The organism is Neisseria sp. RH3002v2g (genome assembly GCF_014596425.2).
Lineage (GTDB): Bacteria > Pseudomonadota > Gammaproteobacteria > Burkholderiales > Neisseriaceae > Neisseria.
In genome coordinates, this window is sequence record NZ_CP110721.1 from 469609 (window position 1) to 487851 (window position 18243).

An 18243-nucleotide genomic window follows, 5' to 3' on the forward strand; every position below is an offset into this window, starting at 1 on the left:
ACGGCATGTCTTAATGGCTATTCAAATGACTTCAATAGCGCATCTTAGTAACGCAAACGGCGTTTGGCGTAGCTTGGTTGGCGGGGACGATAGGTATAACGGTTCGCCGCAGAAGCTTTAGTGTTGTCATAGTAGTGCACAACATTATTACCGTTGATGGCCGTATTGTTGACGCTCAAACCGGTTGGAGAGCCGGTAGTAATAACAACATTGTCGCTTTGGATGACGTTTGCCGTATTGGTTACGTTGGCGTCGTTTTTACCTTTGGCGTTGATGCCGCCGTTTGGTTTGCCTGAAGCGTAGCTGCCGTTGACATTGACGGTCAGATTTTTTTCGTTAACGCTGCTGATCGCGCCGGAAGTATTGACTTTGTTGCCTTCTACTTCAACGGAGTTGTTGGATACCAAGTTGGTACCGTGCAGGTTGACATCGCCGTTGTTGGCATTGATTTTAATATCGTTGCCGGCCGCTACATTCGCGCCTGCGGCGGTAGAAGAAGCGTTATCGGTTTTGTTGACGCCGACAGAGCCGTTGACGTGAGGAACGGCCACACCGGTTTCAACATTGATTGTCGCACCAGCGCCGATACCGACATTAACGGCTGTACCTTGGTTGGAGGCAGTATTGGCTGACTCGGTGAAGGTTACGCCGTTGCCTGCGGTAATGTTGACGTTGTTGTTGGCGGTAATGTTGGATGCGATTTCAGCAGAGTCTTTGGCGTTGATGACAACATTGGTCGCATTCATATCGCCTTTGATAGCGGTAGATTCTTTTTTGTTTTCATCAGCGTAGTTGACGTTCAGGTTGGCATTCACATCAACGTTTGAACCGTCTTTGGTGTATGCGCCGACAGTCAAAGAAGCGCCGCCTTGTTTGCTGCTGCTGTTGCTGGTGTTGTGAGCGGCAGTATTGTGGTATGAACCTGCGTCAATGTTGATCGCACCGGTCACATCGTATTTTGTACCTTCATCAGACACTTTGTCATTTGCCAAAACGATGGCATTGCCTGCGTTGATGGTGGTGACGGTTGCAGTGGATTCATTGTGGGTCGAAGAGTTGCCTTGACCTTGCGCAGTGATTTCACCGCCGATGCCTTTGTTGGTGCTGATGCCGGCAGAAACGACCAAACCGCCGCCGTTTTGTTTCACATCGGATTTTGCGCCGCTGTGTGCCGCTGCATGGGTAACGTTTTTGGCAGACTCAATCACATTGCCGGTCGCATTAATCACGGTACCTTCTTGATTAATATTGCCGTTGGCAGTGATGGTGGTGTTGCCGCCGGTGTTGATGTTGGATACATGAGATGTGTCCGTTACGGTCGTTGCATCCGTTTTGGTGCTGGTAATGCCGACAGATACGCCGACGCCTGCGGCGTTATTTTTTCCGTATGCGGTGGCAGATACGCCCAAATCGGTTACGCGGCCGGATTCGGTCACAGTGCTGCTGCCTTTGGAGGCAACAATATTGACGTCATTGGCTGCGGAAATGTTGACGGATTCTTCGCCGTTGACTTGGCTGCCGCTGACGGTAACGTTTGAGTTGGAAGACAACTGGGTGTTTTTACCGGTCAAAATGCTGCCGCTCAGGCCGACAGAATGGGTGTCGGTGTGGGTATCGGTGAATTTGATACCGGCTTTGGCAGTCACGCTGCCGTTTTCTTTATTGGTTTCAGTACCGGAGTAGCCTTTGATGGAATACTCGTTGACCTGTTTGTTTTCTACCGCTTTGGCAGCATCGATGGTCAAATCGCCTGCGGAAGCCAGTTGCAGTTTTTGTGCCGCAAACAATGCAGAACCGATCACATTGATGTCTTTGTTAGAAACAACGGTCAGGTCGGCATTGGAAACCAGGGTAGAACCGGTTACTTTTTCAATGCTGCTGTTGCTGCTGGTTTTGGAGGTCGTGATATTGAAAATCGTACCTTTACGCGCGCTTTGTGCGGAAGTGTCGGTGCTGGTGGCGTTTTTAATATCGACATTGCCTGCTTTGGAGCTGACGAATGTACCGGCTTGGCCTTCAACGGTACTGCCGTAAACGTTGACGCCGTTTTTTGCACCCAAAACTACGTTTGAGTTGGCAGTAATGCTGCTGCCGTGCAGGTTTTCGGTACGGTTGTTTTGAACTTGGCTTTCACCGCCGAACAGGCCGCCCCAGTATTTTTTCTGGTCGTCGAGGCTGCTGGTATTGATGGTGGTTTGAGTACCCAAGTTGATGTTGTTGACATCGGTAACGACATTGCCGTTTGCTGCAATGCTTGCGCCGTAAGTGCTCAAATCGCCTTCGGAAATCAAACCGATATCACCGGCTGCGGAGATTTTGGTTTGATGGGCGGTAGAGTTTTTGGAAGATTTTGTTGCGATACCGGTTTTCAGGGCAGCAGTTTCGTTTTTGAAGCTGACATAAGTCGAGCTGCTGTCGGTTTCGCTGTTGCTGCTCAATACGATGCCTTGTTGGGCGGCAATGCGTGCATCGGCAGCCGAGTTCAGTTCGGTTGCGTCTAATTGGACTTTGCCGGTGGTCGCAATATTGACAGAGCCGGCATTGATTTTGGTTTGATGCAGGCTTTCGTCAACAGAAGAACTCAGGTTGTTGTTGTACCAAAGGCCTTTGCTTTGAGTGTGGTCGGATTCTGTACGGTTGGTGGTTTTTACCGCGTTAGAATTAATGTTGCCTGTGGCAGAGGCGGTCAGCGCACCGGCATTGATGTTGGCCGCGCTTAAGTTGAGGCTGCCGCTATTGTTCAAAGTCAATGACTCGGATGCATTGATGTTGCTGGCGGTAAAGGTTTCCGTTTTGTTGCGGTCTGAACGGAAGTGCTGAACATTTTGCGCTTCTTTGCCGCTGGAAGATTTGTTGGCGGAATGGCTGGTAACCGTGCCTTTGATGTCGGTATCGCGGGCAAACAATTCCATTTGTGCACCGGTCAGGTTGGCGGACTGGATGCTCAGGTTGCCTTTGCTGTCGATATTCAGGTAGCGGGTGCCGGTAATGGCGGCATTTTGAATGTTTTGTTTGGCGCGTTTGTCGGTCGCGTGGATGCGGATGGTACCGGCGCGCATACTGCCGAAGATATGGCCGTCAAGAACCGGCGCATTTGAAGCTGCGTCCAAGGCTTCGATTTGTGCGGTTTTGTAGTCGAAGTTGCTTTTGCCTGAAGAAACGTTGATGGCGTCGGTGGCATTGACGTTGGCTGATTTGCCGACCACAACTTGCGGCGCGAGCAGGTCAACCACGCGGTTGCCGCTCAAATTTCCGTTTACTTGCAGCTGTTTGCCATTGTCGCTGATATGGAAAGATTTCAACGCGCCGTCTGAAACGGTTGGCGTACCGACAACCAAGGATGCGCGGTTGGCATTCAGGATGCTGCCGCCGTTGTGGGTAATGCCGTTAGGGTTTGCCAAAACATAGTCTGCGGCAATACCGAAGATCTCTTGCTGACCCAAAATCAGGGAAGGGTTTTTGCTGACCACTTCGTTCAAGATCACAGATGCGGCCTGACCTTGGAAGTTTTTGTTGGCAGACAGGTTTCCGGCCAGTTGGGATTTACCGGCGGACAGGGCGTTATTCAAAACGGCGCCGTGTTGGGAAACGTTGTACTTGTTGTATTGGTTGTGAGAAAGACCTTGGGCCGTCGGTGCGGCAATGTTGACGATGTCGACATTGTTTTGCTGCTGTACCGAAGTTTGGCCGATGGCTTCGATATTGGCGGCTACCGCTGCATTTCCCAGGAATGCAAAGCACACGGCGACAGTCACTTTGCCGGAAGCTGAGAGCTTAGGCTGATATAAAGTGTCGATTTTCATGGATTTTAATCCTTATTTATCGTGATGGAGAGTGAATCAGAAATCCCATATCGGGTATCGGATTTCTGTTGAGAAAACTTTTGAATGTATTAACATTGGTATGGAAATTTTTACAATCATACCACCAGTATGACCTTGTGTGCACTATTTCAAATGCAAATAAAAACCGCTCATCTCATTGATATTAATGGAAAATTAATAACGTTAAGATGAGCGGTTTATATATTGGATAAAAGGATATATATTTACATAATTTTAAAATGGAATGCGCAAAGAAACGGTCACATGATCCTGTTTTTCGCTGTTTGATTGGTTGGGCATACGCGCAAAACCTTTGTCGTAGTCGGCAGAAAGCTGCCATTTGTCCGCCTTGCCCAAATTCAAACCTGCCACTAAGCCCATGGCGCGTTGCGAACCTTCGTGATGATTTTTGGCAACGCCGATGTCTGCGCCCAGATAAGGTTCGATATAGATGCCGTGGGGCGTATTGCGGCGGAAATAAACGGTATTGCTCAACAGGACTGCGCTGCTTGCGCTCAAAGAAGTCGAACGGAAACCGCGTACATTTTGATAACCGACGATGTCCATTTCTTTGGCGGCAAACAAATCATGCGGGCTATATTGGGCATCGATTTGGTGATGGTTGCGCACGATCCATTTGCCCAATGGACGGTTTTGAATCAAATTGCTTTGCAAGGATACAGAGGTATAGCGCTTGTCAAACGGCGTGTGTTCGGTATTTTTCGCAAACCCTTGTTCCACGCCGATATTGTTGAGCCAAATGCCGTTTGGCAGGATGGCCGTGTGCGACAGGCCGACTTGTGCCGAATAAATTTCCGGGCTTTGCAATTCCAGTTTGCTGTCGGCAAATTTTGCAGTCTGTTTCACATAGTCGATGCCGACATAGGCGGAGGCAATGTGTTTTTGACTGCGTGAGAATACGCGGTCTGCTTTGATTCCTGCCGCTTTGGATTGGGAGCGGTAGGCGTAGCGCGTAACGCTGGGCGTTAGGATGCTTTGCGATTGCGACGCGGCGGCGTAAGTGCTGAATGTCCATGCGCCATAAGGAACTTGGTAGAACAGGCTGCCGCCGCGACTGTAATGGCTGTCGTGGTTGTTTAGATTGGTGTAGCCGTTTAGATAAAGGGAGTCGCTCAATCCCAACGGGCTGCCGATATTCAGGCTGCCGCGCAGTGTCGTGGTATTGGGTTTGCTGCCTTTATTATCGATGGTAATGCTGCCGCCCCAATGTTTTTCGGCATCGTTGTTGAGTTGGATGGAGGCGGTGCCGTCATCATGCGGATAAACATCGATGCTGACGTTGTTGCCGACAACATGGTTTGCCTGTTCGATACCTTGGTCGAGGTATTGGATGTTTAGCGGTTTGCCTTGATGATTGGGGAAGAGGGTATTGACGTTGACCGTACGGGAGCCGCCGGTAATCTCACGGATTTTGCCTTCGATGACGGCCAATTTCAAAACACGCTCTGGCGTGGTTTCAAATTTGATTTGCGTGTGCGGATAGCCTTGAGCAATATACTCGGCAACGATGTCCCGGTTCAGTTGGTTGATGTTGTTTTGATTGATGCATTTGGGGAGTTTGGCTTCAATCTTTTTGGAATCGATAAGGGTAATGCCGGAAAGTTCGATACCGGTGTAATCCAAGCATTCGGTATTGTTTTCAGACGGCCCTTCTTGTGCAACGGCGTCGTTATCTTGTTTTTTCTGTAAATCCCATGCCGACTGCTCGCGTTTTTGGATTTCGACCGAATGAATCTGGTCGAGATTGTCGCGGAAGTCTTTGTCGAATTGGTTGGGTACGTTTTTATCGATTTGATCGAGCGGATTCGGCGTATTGGCCGCATAGGTGTTTAGCGCGGAAAGAATCAATACGGGCAGGGGAAGAAGGCGGGATTTATACATGGTGTCGTAATTTTATAGGGATAATAATTGGGTTTATTTTATCGAAAATAGCTGCTTGGGGCGTATCAGTTTTTATTGTTGTCTGCAATCAGGGTTTATTAAGCAATAATGGGATCAATTTCTATGATAATACCATAAAAATGTTAAGGGAATTTAAATAACAAAAACCTGCCTTTGAAAAGGCAGGTTTTTCAGACGGCATGTGAGCCATTAAAGATTTTGCAAACGTTCGACAGAAGGCGCGTAGTAGTAAGCGCCTGATACGGCTTTAGACAAATATTTCAGCAGTAAGTCGGTTTTGCCGTCTGCATCGCCGAACATATTGAGCAGTTGAACTTCGATATTGTGCAGCGTGTTGCAATAGGAAGTAAACATCAAACCATGTTCGCCGCTGATTTTGCCGAAGGGCAGGCTGCGGCGGACAATTTTCAAGCCAACGCCGTTTTCTTTGACGTTGACGCGGCCGAGATGTGAGTCGGGCAGGCGCACGTCTTTGCTGAATTCGTCATTGGCTTCTTTGCTGCGGCCAACGCTGGCTTCTTGTTCGGCAGTAGGAACGGCATCCCATTTTTTCAAATCATGCAGGTATTTTTGCAGCAAAACATAGCTGCCGCCGGCATCCGGTTTGCCTTCGGGAATAATGGCGACATTGCGTACATTGTCATCGCCCTGCGGATTTTCCGTACCATCGACAAAACCGTCCAAGCCGCGGTCTTCATACAGGCGCAGGCCGTGTTCTTCAGTAGCTACGCGGATGCTGTCTCCGAATGCGCTGAAAACAGATTGAGCCAAAGCATAGGCGGCTTTTTGCTCGGTGGCTTGAATGTGGATATAGAGGTCGTGTTGGGTGGAAGGAGCGAGGCCGTTGCCCAATTCAGGGAAAGGTTTGATTTCGCTGCCTTCTTCAGTATGGCCGAACGATTGCCATGCGCGGCTGCCGAAGGCAATGGTCAAACCCAAAATATCATTTGGAAAACGGGTTTTCAGTTTGGCCAAGGATTCCAAAGAAAGGCGGCAGGCAGATTTGATGTCTTCGTTGCGGCCGTCTGAAATATCTGCTTCGATAAAAATACCGGCTTGTGCGTGATCAGGAATAATAGCTGATTGAGGGTGGCTCATGATGATTCCTTTCAAAATATTATGGGTTTTTACGCGGGGGATTATACACTGAAAGTTTCAGACGGCCTAAAATCTGCCTTGTGATTTTTTAGGGTGGAAAGGCATGTTTGGCAAGATGTTTTTTGTGAGCGTCATTCTGTTGCAAGTGTTTACATTCGGGCTTGGGCGTTCGCTGCAATGGCTGTTTGCGCCTTGGATCGGCAAAGTCGGCAGGCGTTGGCTGATGGGTATTTCCTATTTCATTACAAACGGCTTGTTGATCGGCTTGCTGCTGGAGTTGGGGCATATGATGTTCCGCGTGGTGGCGTTTTGGATGGTGATCTTGCTATTTGTGATGTATGCCGCGTTGGCGACATTTATCCTGTATCTTTTGCTGCGCCGTTTTGTGGCACGCCAACCGCTTTCTCGAAGCCTGCGTCTGTTTGCGCCTTTGTTTGTGATCGGTTTGCTCGGTTTGGGGATGTATAACGCTTATACGCCCGTGGTCCGCCATCAGACTGTATTCATCAATAAGAAGATGGATAAGCCGCTGCGTATCGGCGTGGCCAGCGATTTGCACTTGGGGATTTTGTTCGGCACGCGTCAATTGGACAAGCTGACGGATATTATGAAGCAGGAACAAGTCGACATGGTGTTGCTGCCGGGCGATTTGATGGACGATACCGTCGATGCGTACCTGAAAGAAAACATGAAACCGCATTTGCAGAAGCTGACTGCGCCGATGGGCGTTTATGCCACTTTGGGCAATCATGACTGGTTCCGTGATCAGAAACGCATCAAACATGAATTGGAAGCGGCAGGCTTGACGGTGTTGGCCAATCAGGTTTTGGAAGTGAATGGTGTGTTGCTGGTAGGGCGGAGCGATGATTTAGATCGCAAGCGTCCTAGTGCGGAACAGCTTTTGGAAGGTCAAAATACCCAATTACCGGTTTTATTGATGGATCACCGTCCTACTTCAATCGAAACCCATGCACGGCTGCCGATTGATGTGCAGGTTTCCGGCCATGTCCACAACGGCCAAGTCGCACCTGCCAACCTTATCGTCCGTACGCTTTATCGTCTTGCTTACGGCTATGAGGCGATCGGCAACGGTCATTTCTTCACTACTTCGGGCTACGGCTTCTGGGGCATTCCCCTGCGTTTGGGTTCGCAATCAGAAGTGTGGGTTATTGACATCAAGTCAAAGCATTGAAATAGAAATATAAACTTCAGGCCGTCTGAATTTCAGACGGCCTTTTTTATGAAAATTGGGAAAAAATATTGAAATTGGATTATAATCGATGTTAATAAAATCAGCCACCGATATGAGTGGCATCATAACTAGGGAACTCACTATGGGCATTATCAGTCTTGCACTTATCTTCGTATCAATCGCCGCTGTCTTATTGTATTTCAAACAACAGTTGAAAGACCGCAAAAAAGACTGTCGCGAATCCTTTGTCTCTTTGCGCATTGCGCTCCACTGCCGACATCAGGCCGTCCGTCATGTATTGGATGCATACAGCAAACACCTGCAAGAGCAGGGCATTGCATCGGATCAAAACGTTCAGCAGATGTGTGCCGAAGTTGAAACCGCATTGGCGCAAACTGCCAAAACATTTTCCGAATCCAAGATCAAACATCTGTGCGAAACCGAAACAGCATTGAATCATGCGCTGAAAAAATTACAAACCGCCGTCAACAGCCTTTTGAAACAACATCCTGATGAAAAATTGGCCGGTTTGATGGAAATGCTGGGTGCCGCAGAAGCAGAAGTCGCATCGGCACGCCGCACTTACAACCGTAGAGCCGGAAGCTACAACCACCATTTAAACAAATTGCCCAACCGCCTTGTTGCCAAGCCATTAGGCTTTGACAAGCAGGCAGGATTGGTTCGTTTTACAGAAAATCAAACGCAACGAATAAGCAGCAATATATTGGCTTGAAAATAAAACAGTTTATTGAATAAGCCATAAATAAAAGGCCGTCTGAAATATGAATTTCAGACGGCCTTTTGTGTGCTATGAATGAGAAAAATACTTAGGCGTTTGCCAATTTATTGGGCAAAGCGAATCAGGCTGTCGGCAAGCTTATCGGCTGCAGTTTCATAGCCTTGTGCAGAGAAGTGAACGCCGTCTTTGGCTGCCAAACCTTGTGCCATCCAGTTTTTCATGCTGCATGCGCCGCCCATTGCATCCTGCCAAGACCAGAACATGATTTTTTCGTCACGGGCAACACGTTGCTGCATTTGTTGTACTTCGCTGAGCAAGACAGGGCGGTTGCCGCAGCTGCCGTAGGCGGTTTTCAAAGATTCCGGAGCGCCGAGGATCAGAATGCCTGCGTTGGGCAGGGTGTTTTTGATTTGACGGATATAGTTGCGCCATGTCCGCTCGGTAGAGGAAATATCGAGGTTGCCGGAAAAGGCTTCGTTGGTACCGTAGGCAAGGATGATTAAATCGGCTTTGGTTTGTGCCAAATCTTCCCACATGCCCGGCCGCCATTTTGACCATTGGGACAATTGCGCGCCGTTGATGCCCATGGCGGAAACGGTTACGCCGCGTCCGGGGCGTTCGATATTAATGAAACCGATTTGCCAAGGCATGCTGCTGCTGAGGGTTATCGGCAGGGAGGCGTTGGTATGCAACAGTTGCCAGCCGTTTTGTTTGGCCGGAATTTCGCGGCCGTTGACAATCAGGGTTTGCTCGGACCAAACCGGTTTGCCGAAGATGGAGATTTGTTGCGTATCCATGCTGCCGTCGGCCGCGCTTAAGGTAACGCTGCCGCCGTCGGCGCGTGCTTCAATGCCGCCGAAAGAGAAATCGCTGTGTGATTTGCGGCTGCTGATGGTGTTCCAACCGCTGCCGCTGTAACGGACGGTTGCCATGCGCTGGCCTTTGACGGTGTTGGGGTAAACCCAACCGATGCCGCCGTTGCCCCATTTTTGTTGCAAACGGCGGCGCAGGCGGTCGGTGAAATAGTCGCCGGCGGTGTGTGAGTCGCCAACTTGGATAATGCGGAACTTGCCGTCTGAAGTATTGTTGAGCTGTTGCAGTTTGTTCAGCCAGGCAGGGCGGTTGGAGCCGTAGTTGCTTAACAGGCCGTCATCGGCGGCACAGGCGGTCATAGGGAGTGCAAGAAGCGTGAGGAGTAAGGTTTTATTCAATTTCATGGTTGTGTATCGTGTGTAAAATTAATTTTTTCCATAATTTTTTCGGCCAGTAGTTTTTGGCCTTCTGCGGAAAAGTGAATGCCGTCCTTGCTGCGGTAACGGATGATTTTTCCGTTGACTTTGACAGAGTCGGCATATTCTTCTGCGCCATTGCTCAACAGTTTGTCGGTCGGCAGCCAGATGGCTTGAGGCGAGACCGTACCCGACAGGATTTTGTCGAGGTAGCGCATCTGTTCGTTGAGCTTGGCTTTTTTCATGTAAGGAATGCCCAGCCAAATGACTTGGACATCATGTGTGGAGGCTGCATTAAGAATACGGCGGACGCGGTTGAGGTATTCCGCTTCCCATTCGGGGGTGGCGAACTTCAGGTATTTTTTACCCATCGGGAAATCCCATGGGTCGTTAGGGCCTAAGAATACAACCAAAACGCGGATGTCGGGTTCTTTTTGCAAAGTTTGTTCGATGGTTTTCGGCCAGTCGAAGAAGTTGGGGTAGGACAAGCCGGTGCTTTGTTTGCTGAGGTTGACCGATTGTACGCCATATTCTTGCTTGAGGTGTTTTTGTACGAAAGGTGCAACGCCCTGCATCAGCGAGTCGCCGGCAAAGAAAACTTTGTTGCCTTTTTTCAATACAACCTGCATTGCCGACTGATCAGCCTGATTGCTTGGCTCGCTGGCGGCGGTATCCGTATTGTTAGCCGCATCAGAAGCAGCAGTCTCTTTTTGATTGTCCGATGTTTCAATGTCTTCCGTATTTTCAGACGGCCTTGTTGTTTCAATGCCAGAGTCTTCCGAAACCAAAGCGTCTTCTGCTTCCAGCGAAGCTTTCAGGCCGTCTGAAAATTCGTAGGCTTTTTGTTGCCAATCCGCACCGATACGCCACCAAGCGTATTCGGATAAAGGCTCAAGCGGACTGTTTTCATGATAGGTCTGCTGCCAATAGGCATTGATGGAGTTTTGGGCAAACCACGTCAGTGCAACCGCACTGAGCAGAATCGAAACAAACAGGGAGATAAAGCGTTTCATGTTCTGCTCCTTAGAAATTGGCGTAAATAAAGCCGGGAATGCCGGACGGGGCGAAGACGATAATCAGGGCGAGGATCAGCGTGATGGGGATAAACCACAGCCATGCAGGCAGTTTGTCCAAGCCTTTTACCGATGCTTCAAATAAGCGAAGCAAATACGGGTACAGCAAAAGCATCATCGCAAATGTACCCAGCAACATGAGGTCGGTCGGCAGAGGCGTGTTCCAGCCTTTATCATTGGCAAATAATGCGCTGAACAGCATTTCCGTATCAGCAAGCGTTGCGCTGTTGAATACGACAAACGCGAAACAAACGAAATGGAAGGTAAACAGCCAGGCGAGCGGTTTGCCGATTTTCAGACGGCCTAAGGCATTGCGGCCGACGATTTTGTCGCCGCAGTTAAGCAATACCAAAGCTGCACCGTGCAGCGCGCCCCAAATCAAAAAGCTCCAGCCGTAGCCATGCCAAATGCCGGAAAGCAACATGGCAATCATCAGATTGAGCTGGGTGCGTCCGAAGCCTTTTTTGCTGCCGCCCAAAGGGATATAGATATAGTCGCGAATCCAAGTGGACAGGCTGATGTGCCATCTGTCCCAGAAGTCGCGGATGTTGATGGCGCGAAGCGGCGCGGCAAAGTTTTTCGGCAGCTGGAAGCCGAGCAGCATGGCCAAGCCGATGACCAAATCCGAGTAGCCGGAAAAGTCGAAAAAGAGTTGGAAGGTGTAGCCATAAATCGCAGACAACACGCCCCAGCCGTCGAACTGGGTCGGATTTTCAAAAACAGGCGATACCCAGCCTTCCGCCAATACGCCGGCAAGCCACCACTTTTTGGCAATGCCCAACACAATCAGGCCGACCGCCAACGCCGGATAAATCAGCTGGCGTGCCTGCTTGGTGCGGATTTGCGCCAATGCGCCCGCTTGTTCGCCGTCTATGCTTTTAAAAGCGGCCGCACGGATAATCGGGCCGGATGTGATGGTGGGGAAGAAGCTCAGATGCAGTAGGAGCTCGTGCCATTCAAAACGCTCTCCCTTAGGCTCGCGGTAGCAATACACCAAGTAAGCCAGCGATTGGAAGGTGTAATAAGACAAGCCCAGAGGCAAAAGGATGTCGATGACGGCGCTTTGCCCCGTATATTGCTGAATAATCGGGCGGAAAAAGTCGAAATATTTGAAGAAACACAAAACAGTCAATGCCGCCGAAATACCGCAACCCAGCCAAAATTTGCGGATATTCTCGTTTTCAGAAAACATCAGCACGCTGATCAGGTAAACCACAGACGAGTAAACCAAAATCAGTGCGGCAAAAATGGGGTCGATACGGTAAAGCCAGCCCAGACCGGCAACCAAAAGTAAAACGTTTTGAACTTGCGGCAAACGTGCAAATGCCCAGTACAGCGGCAAAAATACGATAAAGAATACCGCAAACTCAATAGACAGCAACGGCATGACAATTCCTTGATGTGTTTAAACTTTCAAACTTTTCGATTGATTGTTATTTTTTGGCGTTAAGTTTGGCACGGATAATTTCGACTACCGCGGGTAGAATCGAAATCACGATGATTGCCGCCATGACTAAGCCCAGATTGTTTTTGACGACGGGGATATTGGCGAAGAAGTAGCCTGCATAGGAAAATAACAATACCCACAACACCGCGCCGATAATGTTGTAACGGATAAACGTCGCGTAGTGCATATCGCCCATGCCGGCGACAAATGGAGCAAACGTCCGCACAATCGGCACAAAGCGAGCAATGATAATGGTTTTGCCGCCGTGTTTTTCATAGAACGCATGGGTTTTTTCCAAATACGAACGGCGGAAAATTTTGGAATCAGGATTGGCAAACAGTTTTTGTCCAAAATACTTGCCGATCATAAAATTGGCCGCATCGCCTAAAATGGCGGCTGCTAAGAGCAGCAATACCATGACGTGGATGTTCATGCCGCCGATGGCCGCAATACCGCCGGCAGCAAACAGCAGCGAGTCGCCAGGTAAAAATGGAGTCACGACCAAACCGGTTTCGCAGAAAATCACAACAAACAAAATCGCGTAAATCCACGGGCCGTATTGGGCGGAGAGGTGGACAAGGTGTTGGTCGATATGGAGGATGAAATCGATAATGGTAGAAATCACTAGGGTTCCCAAATAAAAAGGCCGTCTGAAAAAGAACAGACAAATGTTTCGGCGAGAAGTTCGACATTGTAAAACCAAAGCGGAATAAAACCAATGCCGTGAGCGCGTCAAGATATGTTTAGAAGTGCAGATATGTTGCAGGTATAGGCTTCAGACGGCCTTTGTCCTTGATGGTGGACGGCAAAACAACGTAAAATAAAGCCGATTTCAACCTAACCGGTGCGCCTTTGTGAACCAGCTCATCTTCGATTTTGCCAGCCATGATTATCCCGGCTTCGACAAATTTCTGGGAACAGAAAATGCCGAGCTGGTGTATGTGTTGCAGCACAAACATGGGCAATTTATCTATGTTTGGGGCGAAGAGGGCGCAGGCAAAAGCCATCTCTTGCAGGCATGGGTCGCCCAGGCGCTCGATGCCGGACGAAATGCCCTCTATATTGACGCCGCCGCCACGCCGCTGACAGAAGCTGCGCTGGATGCAGAATATCTCGCCATTGACCAAATCGAAAAGCTTAATAATGAAGAACAGGCTTTACTGTTTGCCATCTTCAACCGCTTCCGCAACAGCGGCAAAGGCTTTTTGCTTTTGAGTTCCGAATATACGCCGCAGCAGCTCGTTATCCGCGAAGACCTGCGCACACGCATGGCGTATTGTTTGGTTTACGAAGTCAAACCGTTGACCGACCGGGAAAAAATCGATGCGCTCGTCAGCATGGCGGCTGCCCGTCAGGTAACCATCGACCCGGAAATCTTCGAATACCTGCTGAACCATTGGCGGCGCGATATGGACAGCCTGATGCAAATGCTCGATACCCTCGACAACTACGCCGTTATGATGGGCAAGCGCATTACTTTGCCGCTTTTGCGCCAGCTTTTAAAACAACAGGAAACCCAATGAAAAACCTTGCCATTTTCGACCTCGACAATACCTTGATCAATACCGATTCAGATCACTCCTGGCCGCAATACCTGATTAAAAAAGGCATAGTCGATGCGGCTGAAACCGAGGCGCAAAATGAAAAGTTTTACCAAGACTATCAAAACGGTTGTCTTGATATTGATGCCTTCCTTAAATTCCATCTCGCGCCTTTGGCCCGATTCAGCAAGGAAGAATTGGCTGAGTTTCATCGCGAGTTTATGGCCGAATATATTGTTCCGCATATTTCTCCGATGCAGCGTATGCTGGTGCAAAGCCATCAAATGGCGGGCGACGAAATGTTGGTTATTTCTTCGACCAATGAATTTATCATTACTCCAATCTGCCATCTTTTCGGTATTCACAACGTTATCGGCACGCAGCTTGAAACCGGCGAAGACGGCCGATATACCGGCAACTATGTCGGTACGCCCAGCCTGAAAGAAGGCAAAATTACCCGATTGAACCAATGGCTTGCCGAGCGCGGCGAGACCTTTGAAAGCTACGGCAAGGTTTATTTTTACAGCGACTCCAAAAACGATTTGCCATTGCTGCGTATCGTGGACGAACCTGTCGCCGTCAATCCAGATGCCGAGCTGGAAAAAGAAGCCAAAGCAAAAGGTTGGCCGATTTTGAATTTCAAATAACGATCAATCAGGCCGTCTGAAATATTTAACCTAACCACAACCCTAATAAGGACTAAAACATGAAAACGACTAAACTCCTCGCCTCAGCCCTGTTGTTTGCCGCTGTATTCGGTACTGCACAAGCAGCCGATACCGAAACCTTGGAAGCCATGAAAGCGCAAAACGGCAGCGTTAAAACCGTTTTGATGGATGTCTTCACGACTCCTGCCGGCAACGTTGACCGCGTGAATATCATTCAATCCAGCGGCAATCCTGAAATGGACGAACGCGCAGTGAAAAGCGTTTCCAAATATCCTTATCCGAAACGCAAAACCGCATCTAAATACCAACACACCGTTACTTTTGAAACCAATGTTGAAGTAATCAACAACTGATTCGGACGCAAGGCCGTCTGAAAAACAGAAGGCGTTTTGATTGGGAAATTCCCTGTCAAAACGCCGTTTTATTCGTTAAACAAGTATAACCAAAATTGCCGTAAAACCACACGCTCCGGTGCTATACTGAAACAAATAAACCGCTTCATCACACATCATGTCTCCCCGTCCAGTTACCATTACTTCCTACAATATGCACAAAGGCATGTCTGCGCTCAACCGCAAAGTGCAGGTCAACCGCATGGCTGATGCGCTGGGTGCATTGGGTTCGGATGTTTTGTTTTTACAAGAAGTCCAAGGACAACATCTCAACAGAAGCCGCCGTACCGACTTCCCCGATGCGCCGCATTACGACATCATCGGCGACAGCCTTGATTATCATCGCAGCTACGGCAAAAATGCCGTCTATCCCAAACGACACCACGGCAACGCCATTCTCAGCCGCCTGCCGCTGAAAACGGAAAACAATCTCAACATCAGCGTCAACAAACTCGAACAGCGTGGCTTGTTGCATTGCGAAGTCGTGCCCGAAGGTTGGGAAGACCCGCTGGTGTGTCTGTGTGTCCACCTCAATCTGCGCGAGCCAGACCGCCTCAAACAATACCGCGCCATCAGCGACTATGTCGACCGCCACATCAACCCTGACAGCCCCTTGATTATTGCCGGCGATTTCAATGACTGGCGGCAAAAATCAGCGCATGAATTGGGCAGGGCATTAGATTTGAACGAAGTATTTGTCGATAATACAGGCAAACGCCCCAAAACCTTCCCTTCGCGCCTGCCTATCCTCAGCCTCGACCGGATTTATACGCGCAATCTTGATGTCATCGATTCTGAAATTCACAACACTAAAGACTGGCAGCATTTATCAGATCATCTGCCATTGAGTGTAACAGTTAGACCGCATCGTAAAATGGATATGAAGTTCGATAGAAAAATATAAGGTTGAAATCTTTCTTAAGCACCATTGGCAATGTATTGAAAGAAAAAGTGTTTTTCACTCAGATATTTGAGAAGAAAATAAGGCCGTCTGAAACGTTTCAGACGGCCTGTTTTAAGTTCATAAAAAAGCGCAAACCTTTTTAAATCAAAAGTTTGCACTTTAAATCTGGTGGAGGCGGGGGGAATCGAACCCCCGTCCGAAAATCCTCTACAGAGCGTTCTACATACTTAGTTGTGTCTATTTAGAATCTCGTCCCCATCATGCCGACCAACAGGCCTTCAGGGAACCAGTTACCTTAAATCTCGTTTCCTGCCAAGTAACCCGACAGAAAACCAGTCAATGTAGAATGACGTTGCGGTAGCTTGCGCTACACAGCCCATTGACCAACTGCTGCAACGGCAGGCCTTAAGCGGCCAGTGCGTAAGTTTCGTCGTTTGCGACTATTTTGATTCAGTGTTTAACGGGAAATCTGAGACCCCGGTATGCCCGCATCTGCTTTGCAACCCCCGTCGAAACCAAGATCGCCCCCAGATAGGAAAGGTCGATTATACGCATGTCGGCGGGCTTTGCCAAGTTGCTGTTTGATGAAAAAGGCCGTCTGAACAGCGGTTTGCTTTTTCAGACGGCCTCTTTGTTTAGGTTTATTGACGGTAGTTTTGCAGGAAGCGTTCGAGTTTGCACATGGCCTCTTCAATTTGATGAACGGGCGGCAGGGTAACGATACGGAAGTGGTCGGGGCGTATCCAGTTGAAGCCTGTGCCTTGGACGAACAGGACTTTTTCACGCACGAGCAAATCGTAGATGAATTTCATGTCGTCGTGGATGCTGTACATTTCGGTATCGATTTTAGGGAACATATACAATGCGCCCATGGGTTTGACGCAGGATATGCCCGGAATCTGGTTGACCAGTTCCCATGCTTTGTTGCGTTGCTCGAGCAGGCGGCCGCCGGGGAGGAGGAATTCGTTGATGCTTTGGTATCCGCCCAAGGCCGTCTGAATGGCGTGTTGCATGGGTGTGGTGGCGCAAAGGCGCATAGACGAGAGCATGTCCAAGCCTTCGATATAGCCTTTTGCATGATGTTTCGGGCCGTTGAGTATCATCCAGCCTTGACGGAAACCGGCAACGCGGTAGGCTTTCGAGAGGCCGTTGAATGTCACGGTCAGGAGGTCGGGGGCAAGTGCGGCGATATGGTGGTGTACGGCGTCGTCGTAGAGGATTTTGTCGTAAATTTCGTCGGCAAAAATAATCAGGCCGTGTTTGCGCGCCAATTCGGCGATTTCGAGCAGGATTTCTTTGCTGTACACCGCGCCTGTCGGGTTGTTGGGGTTGATGACGACGATGGCTTTGGTTTTAGGCGTAATTTTGGCTTCTATGTCGGCCAGGTTGGGAAACCAGTTGTTTTCTTCGTCGCATAGATAATGGCGGACGGTACCGCCTGCCAGTGTCGCGGCGGCGGTCCACAAAGGATAGTCCGGTGCGGGAATTAGGATTTCGTCACCGTCGTTGAGCAGCGCCTGCATGGACATGGTAATCAATTCGGAGACGCCGTTGCCAATGTAAACGTCGTTGACGGTAACGTCGAGCAGTCCTTTGGTTTGGTAGTAGTGGACGATGGCTTTGCGTGCGGAGTAAAGGCCTTTGGAGTCGCAATAGCCTTGCGAAGTCGGCAGGTTGCGGATGACGTCAACCAAGATTTCGTCAGGCGCTTCAAAGCCGAACGGAGCCGGATTGCCGATATTGAGCTTGAGGATTTTGTTGCCTTCTTCTTCCAGTTGCAGGGCTTTTTTGTGAACTGGGCCGCGGATGTCGTAGCAAACGTGGTCCAGTTTGGATGATTTGGGGAATTTCTCCATGATGTGTGTTCCGTAAAATTGTTAACAATGGGATAAATGTACTCTTTTTGCGGGTAAATTAAAAGGGCTTCAGACGGCCAAGGCTTACTTATTGCGCGCTTCGGCACGGCGAACCGTCACGCTTTTACCGCCTATGCCCCAGTTGTCCATATCGATTTCGTCGATGACGACGACGGTCGTCTCAGGATTTTTGTTGAGAACGCGTGAGAGTAATTCGGTGACGCCGCGGATTAATTCGGCTTTTTGCTCCGCGCTCGGGGCTTCGCTGCCGCCGGTTACTTTAATGTTGACGTAGGGCATGGTTTCCTCCTTTGAAAATAATGTTTATATGTTATCTTATTTTTATCAGGCCGTCTG

15 protein-coding genes and 1 other RNA gene are annotated in these 18243 nt (G+C 49.3%); 6 read left to right on the plus strand and 10 right to left on the minus strand.

What is annotated here, in order from left to right; all coding sequences use genetic code 11:
* Positions 1-44 precede the first annotated feature (44 nt).
* The 3 genes from BBP27_RS02205 to BBP27_RS02215 form a co-directional block, all read right to left on the minus strand.
* Positions 45-3803 carry a two-partner secretion domain-containing protein gene (locus BBP27_RS02205; protein WP_188212140.1) on the minus strand — a complete coding sequence of 1253 codons (3759 nt, stop codon included), beginning with the start codon at positions 3801-3803 and terminating at the stop codon, positions 45-47.
* A 255-nt stretch (positions 3804-4058) separates the two neighbouring features.
* A complete protein-coding gene (locus tag BBP27_RS02210) occupies positions 4059-5726 on the minus strand; it encodes a ShlB/FhaC/HecB family hemolysin secretion/activation protein (protein ID WP_188212139.1) in 1668 nt (555 codons plus the stop codon).
* 210 nt (positions 5727-5936) lie between these two features.
* Positions 5937-6845, minus strand: a complete 909-nt coding sequence (locus BBP27_RS02215) for a Dyp-type peroxidase (RefSeq protein WP_188212138.1) — start codon at positions 6843-6845, stop codon at positions 5937-5939.
* Between the two features lie 103 nt (positions 6846-6948).
* On the opposite strand from BBP27_RS02215, the gene BBP27_RS02220 reads away from it, so the two are divergent.
* On the plus strand, positions 6949-8037 hold the full coding sequence (locus tag BBP27_RS02220; protein WP_188212137.1) for a metallophosphoesterase: 1089 nt from the start codon (positions 6949-6951) through the stop codon (positions 8035-8037).
* Positions 8038-8149: 112 nt separating this feature from the next.
* Positions 8150-8770: a LemA family protein gene (locus BBP27_RS02225; protein WP_265511151.1), complete on the plus strand. Its 621-nt coding sequence runs from the start codon at positions 8150-8152 to the stop codon at positions 8768-8770.
* A gap of 110 nt (positions 8771-8880) precedes the next feature.
* Here the strand turns inward: BBP27_RS02225 and BBP27_RS02230 are convergent, their stop codons facing one another.
* Genes BBP27_RS02230 through BBP27_RS02245 form a run of 4 tightly spaced genes read right to left on the minus strand, consistent with a single transcriptional unit; the run spans position 8881 to position 13150 of the window.
* Positions 8881-9993 carry an SGNH/GDSL hydrolase family protein gene (locus BBP27_RS02230; protein WP_188212136.1) on the minus strand — a complete coding sequence of 371 codons (1113 nt, stop codon included), beginning with the start codon at positions 9991-9993 and terminating at the stop codon, positions 8881-8883.
* Complete coding sequence (patB, locus tag BBP27_RS02235) at positions 9990-11018, minus strand: peptidoglycan O-acetyltransferase PatB (RefSeq protein WP_188212135.1); 1029 nt, start codon at positions 11016-11018, stop codon at positions 9990-9992. The genes BBP27_RS02230 and patB overlap by 4 nt, the downstream gene beginning before the upstream one ends.
* A gap of 10 nt (positions 11019-11028) precedes the next feature.
* Positions 11029-12465 (minus strand): MBOAT family O-acyltransferase, encoded by a 1437-nt coding sequence (locus BBP27_RS02240; protein ID WP_188212134.1) that lies wholly within the window; start codon positions 12463-12465, stop codon positions 11029-11031.
* Positions 12466-12511: 46 nt separating this feature from the next.
* A complete protein-coding gene (locus BBP27_RS02245; RefSeq protein WP_003747165.1) occupies positions 12512-13150 on the minus strand; it encodes a DedA family protein in 639 nt (212 codons plus the stop codon).
* 229 nt (positions 13151-13379) lie between these two features.
* Here BBP27_RS02245 and hda point away from each other — a divergent pair, with 229 nt between their 5' ends.
* From hda to BBP27_RS02265, 4 genes are all read left to right on the plus strand, one after another.
* Positions 13380-14048 (plus strand): DnaA regulatory inactivator Hda, encoded by a 669-nt coding sequence (gene hda / locus BBP27_RS02250; protein WP_003682428.1) that lies wholly within the window; start codon positions 13380-13382, stop codon positions 14046-14048.
* Entirely contained in the window at positions 14045-14713 is a 669-nt protein-coding gene (locus BBP27_RS02255) for a histidinol-phosphatase (protein WP_070646826.1), read from the plus strand. The genes hda and BBP27_RS02255 overlap by 4 nt, the downstream gene beginning before the upstream one ends.
* Before the next feature lie 59 nt (positions 14714-14772).
* Positions 14773-15087, plus strand: a complete 315-nt coding sequence (locus BBP27_RS02260) for a TonB family protein (protein WP_003747161.1) — start codon at positions 14773-14775, stop codon at positions 15085-15087.
* A gap of 157 nt (positions 15088-15244) precedes the next feature.
* The gene (locus tag BBP27_RS02265) at positions 15245-16030 is read left to right on the plus strand and encodes an endonuclease/exonuclease/phosphatase family protein (RefSeq protein ID WP_188212133.1); all 786 of its coding nucleotides are present in this window, start codon (positions 15245-15247) and stop codon (positions 16028-16030) included.
* Positions 16031-16196: 166 nt separating this feature from the next.
* Here the strand turns inward: BBP27_RS02265 and ssrA are convergent.
* The 3 genes from ssrA to BBP27_RS02280 all read right to left on the minus strand — a co-directional run bounded on the left by ssrA (position 16197) and on the right by BBP27_RS02280 (position 18186).
* Positions 16197-16559, minus strand: a transfer-messenger RNA (tmRNA) gene (ssrA, locus tag BBP27_RS02270).
* A gap of 112 nt (positions 16560-16671) precedes the next feature.
* Positions 16672-17886 (minus strand): pyridoxal phosphate-dependent aminotransferase, encoded by a 1215-nt coding sequence (locus BBP27_RS02275; protein ID WP_188212132.1) that lies wholly within the window; start codon positions 17884-17886, stop codon positions 16672-16674.
* A gap of 84 nt (positions 17887-17970) precedes the next feature.
* A complete protein-coding gene (locus BBP27_RS02280) occupies positions 17971-18186 on the minus strand; it encodes a tautomerase family protein (protein WP_003682441.1) in 216 nt (71 codons plus the stop codon).
* Positions 18187-18243 lie beyond the last annotated feature (57 nt).

Coding starts and splice junctions, on each gene's coding strand:
- BBP27_RS02215 (WP_188212138.1), bottom strand. CDS start 6,845: ATGAGCCACCCTCAATCAGCTATTATTCCTGATCACGCACAAGCCGGT.
- BBP27_RS02280 (WP_003682441.1), bottom strand. CDS start 18,186: ATGCCCTACGTCAACATTAAAGTAACCGGCGGCAGCGAAGCCCCGAGC.
- BBP27_RS02225 (WP_265511151.1), top strand. CDS start 8,150: ATGAGTGGCATCATAACTAGGGAACTCACTATGGGCATTATCAGTCTT.
- patB (WP_188212135.1), bottom strand. CDS start 11,018: ATGAAACGCTTTATCTCCCTGTTTGTTTCGATTCTGCTCAGTGCGGTT.
- BBP27_RS02265 (WP_188212133.1), top strand. CDS start 15,245: ATGTCTCCCCGTCCAGTTACCATTACTTCCTACAATATGCACAAAGGC.
- BBP27_RS02240 (WP_188212134.1), bottom strand. CDS start 12,465: ATGCCGTTGCTGTCTATTGAGTTTGCGGTATTCTTTATCGTATTTTTG.
- BBP27_RS02275 (WP_188212132.1), bottom strand. CDS start 17,886: ATGGAGAAATTCCCCAAATCATCCAAACTGGACCACGTTTGCTACGAC.
- BBP27_RS02210 (WP_188212139.1), bottom strand. CDS start 5,726: ATGTATAAATCCCGCCTTCTTCCCCTGCCCGTATTGATTCTTTCCGCG.
- BBP27_RS02260 (WP_003747161.1), top strand. CDS start 14,773: ATGAAAACGACTAAACTCCTCGCCTCAGCCCTGTTGTTTGCCGCTGTA.
- BBP27_RS02230 (WP_188212136.1), bottom strand. CDS start 9,993: ATGAAATTGAATAAAACCTTACTCCTCACGCTTCTTGCACTCCCTATG.
- BBP27_RS02205 (WP_188212140.1), bottom strand. CDS start 3,803: ATGAAAATCGACACTTTATATCAGCCTAAGCTCTCAGCTTCCGGCAAA.
- BBP27_RS02220 (WP_188212137.1), top strand. CDS start 6,949: ATGTTTGGCAAGATGTTTTTTGTGAGCGTCATTCTGTTGCAAGTGTTT.
- BBP27_RS02255 (WP_070646826.1), top strand. CDS start 14,045: ATGAAAAACCTTGCCATTTTCGACCTCGACAATACCTTGATCAATACC.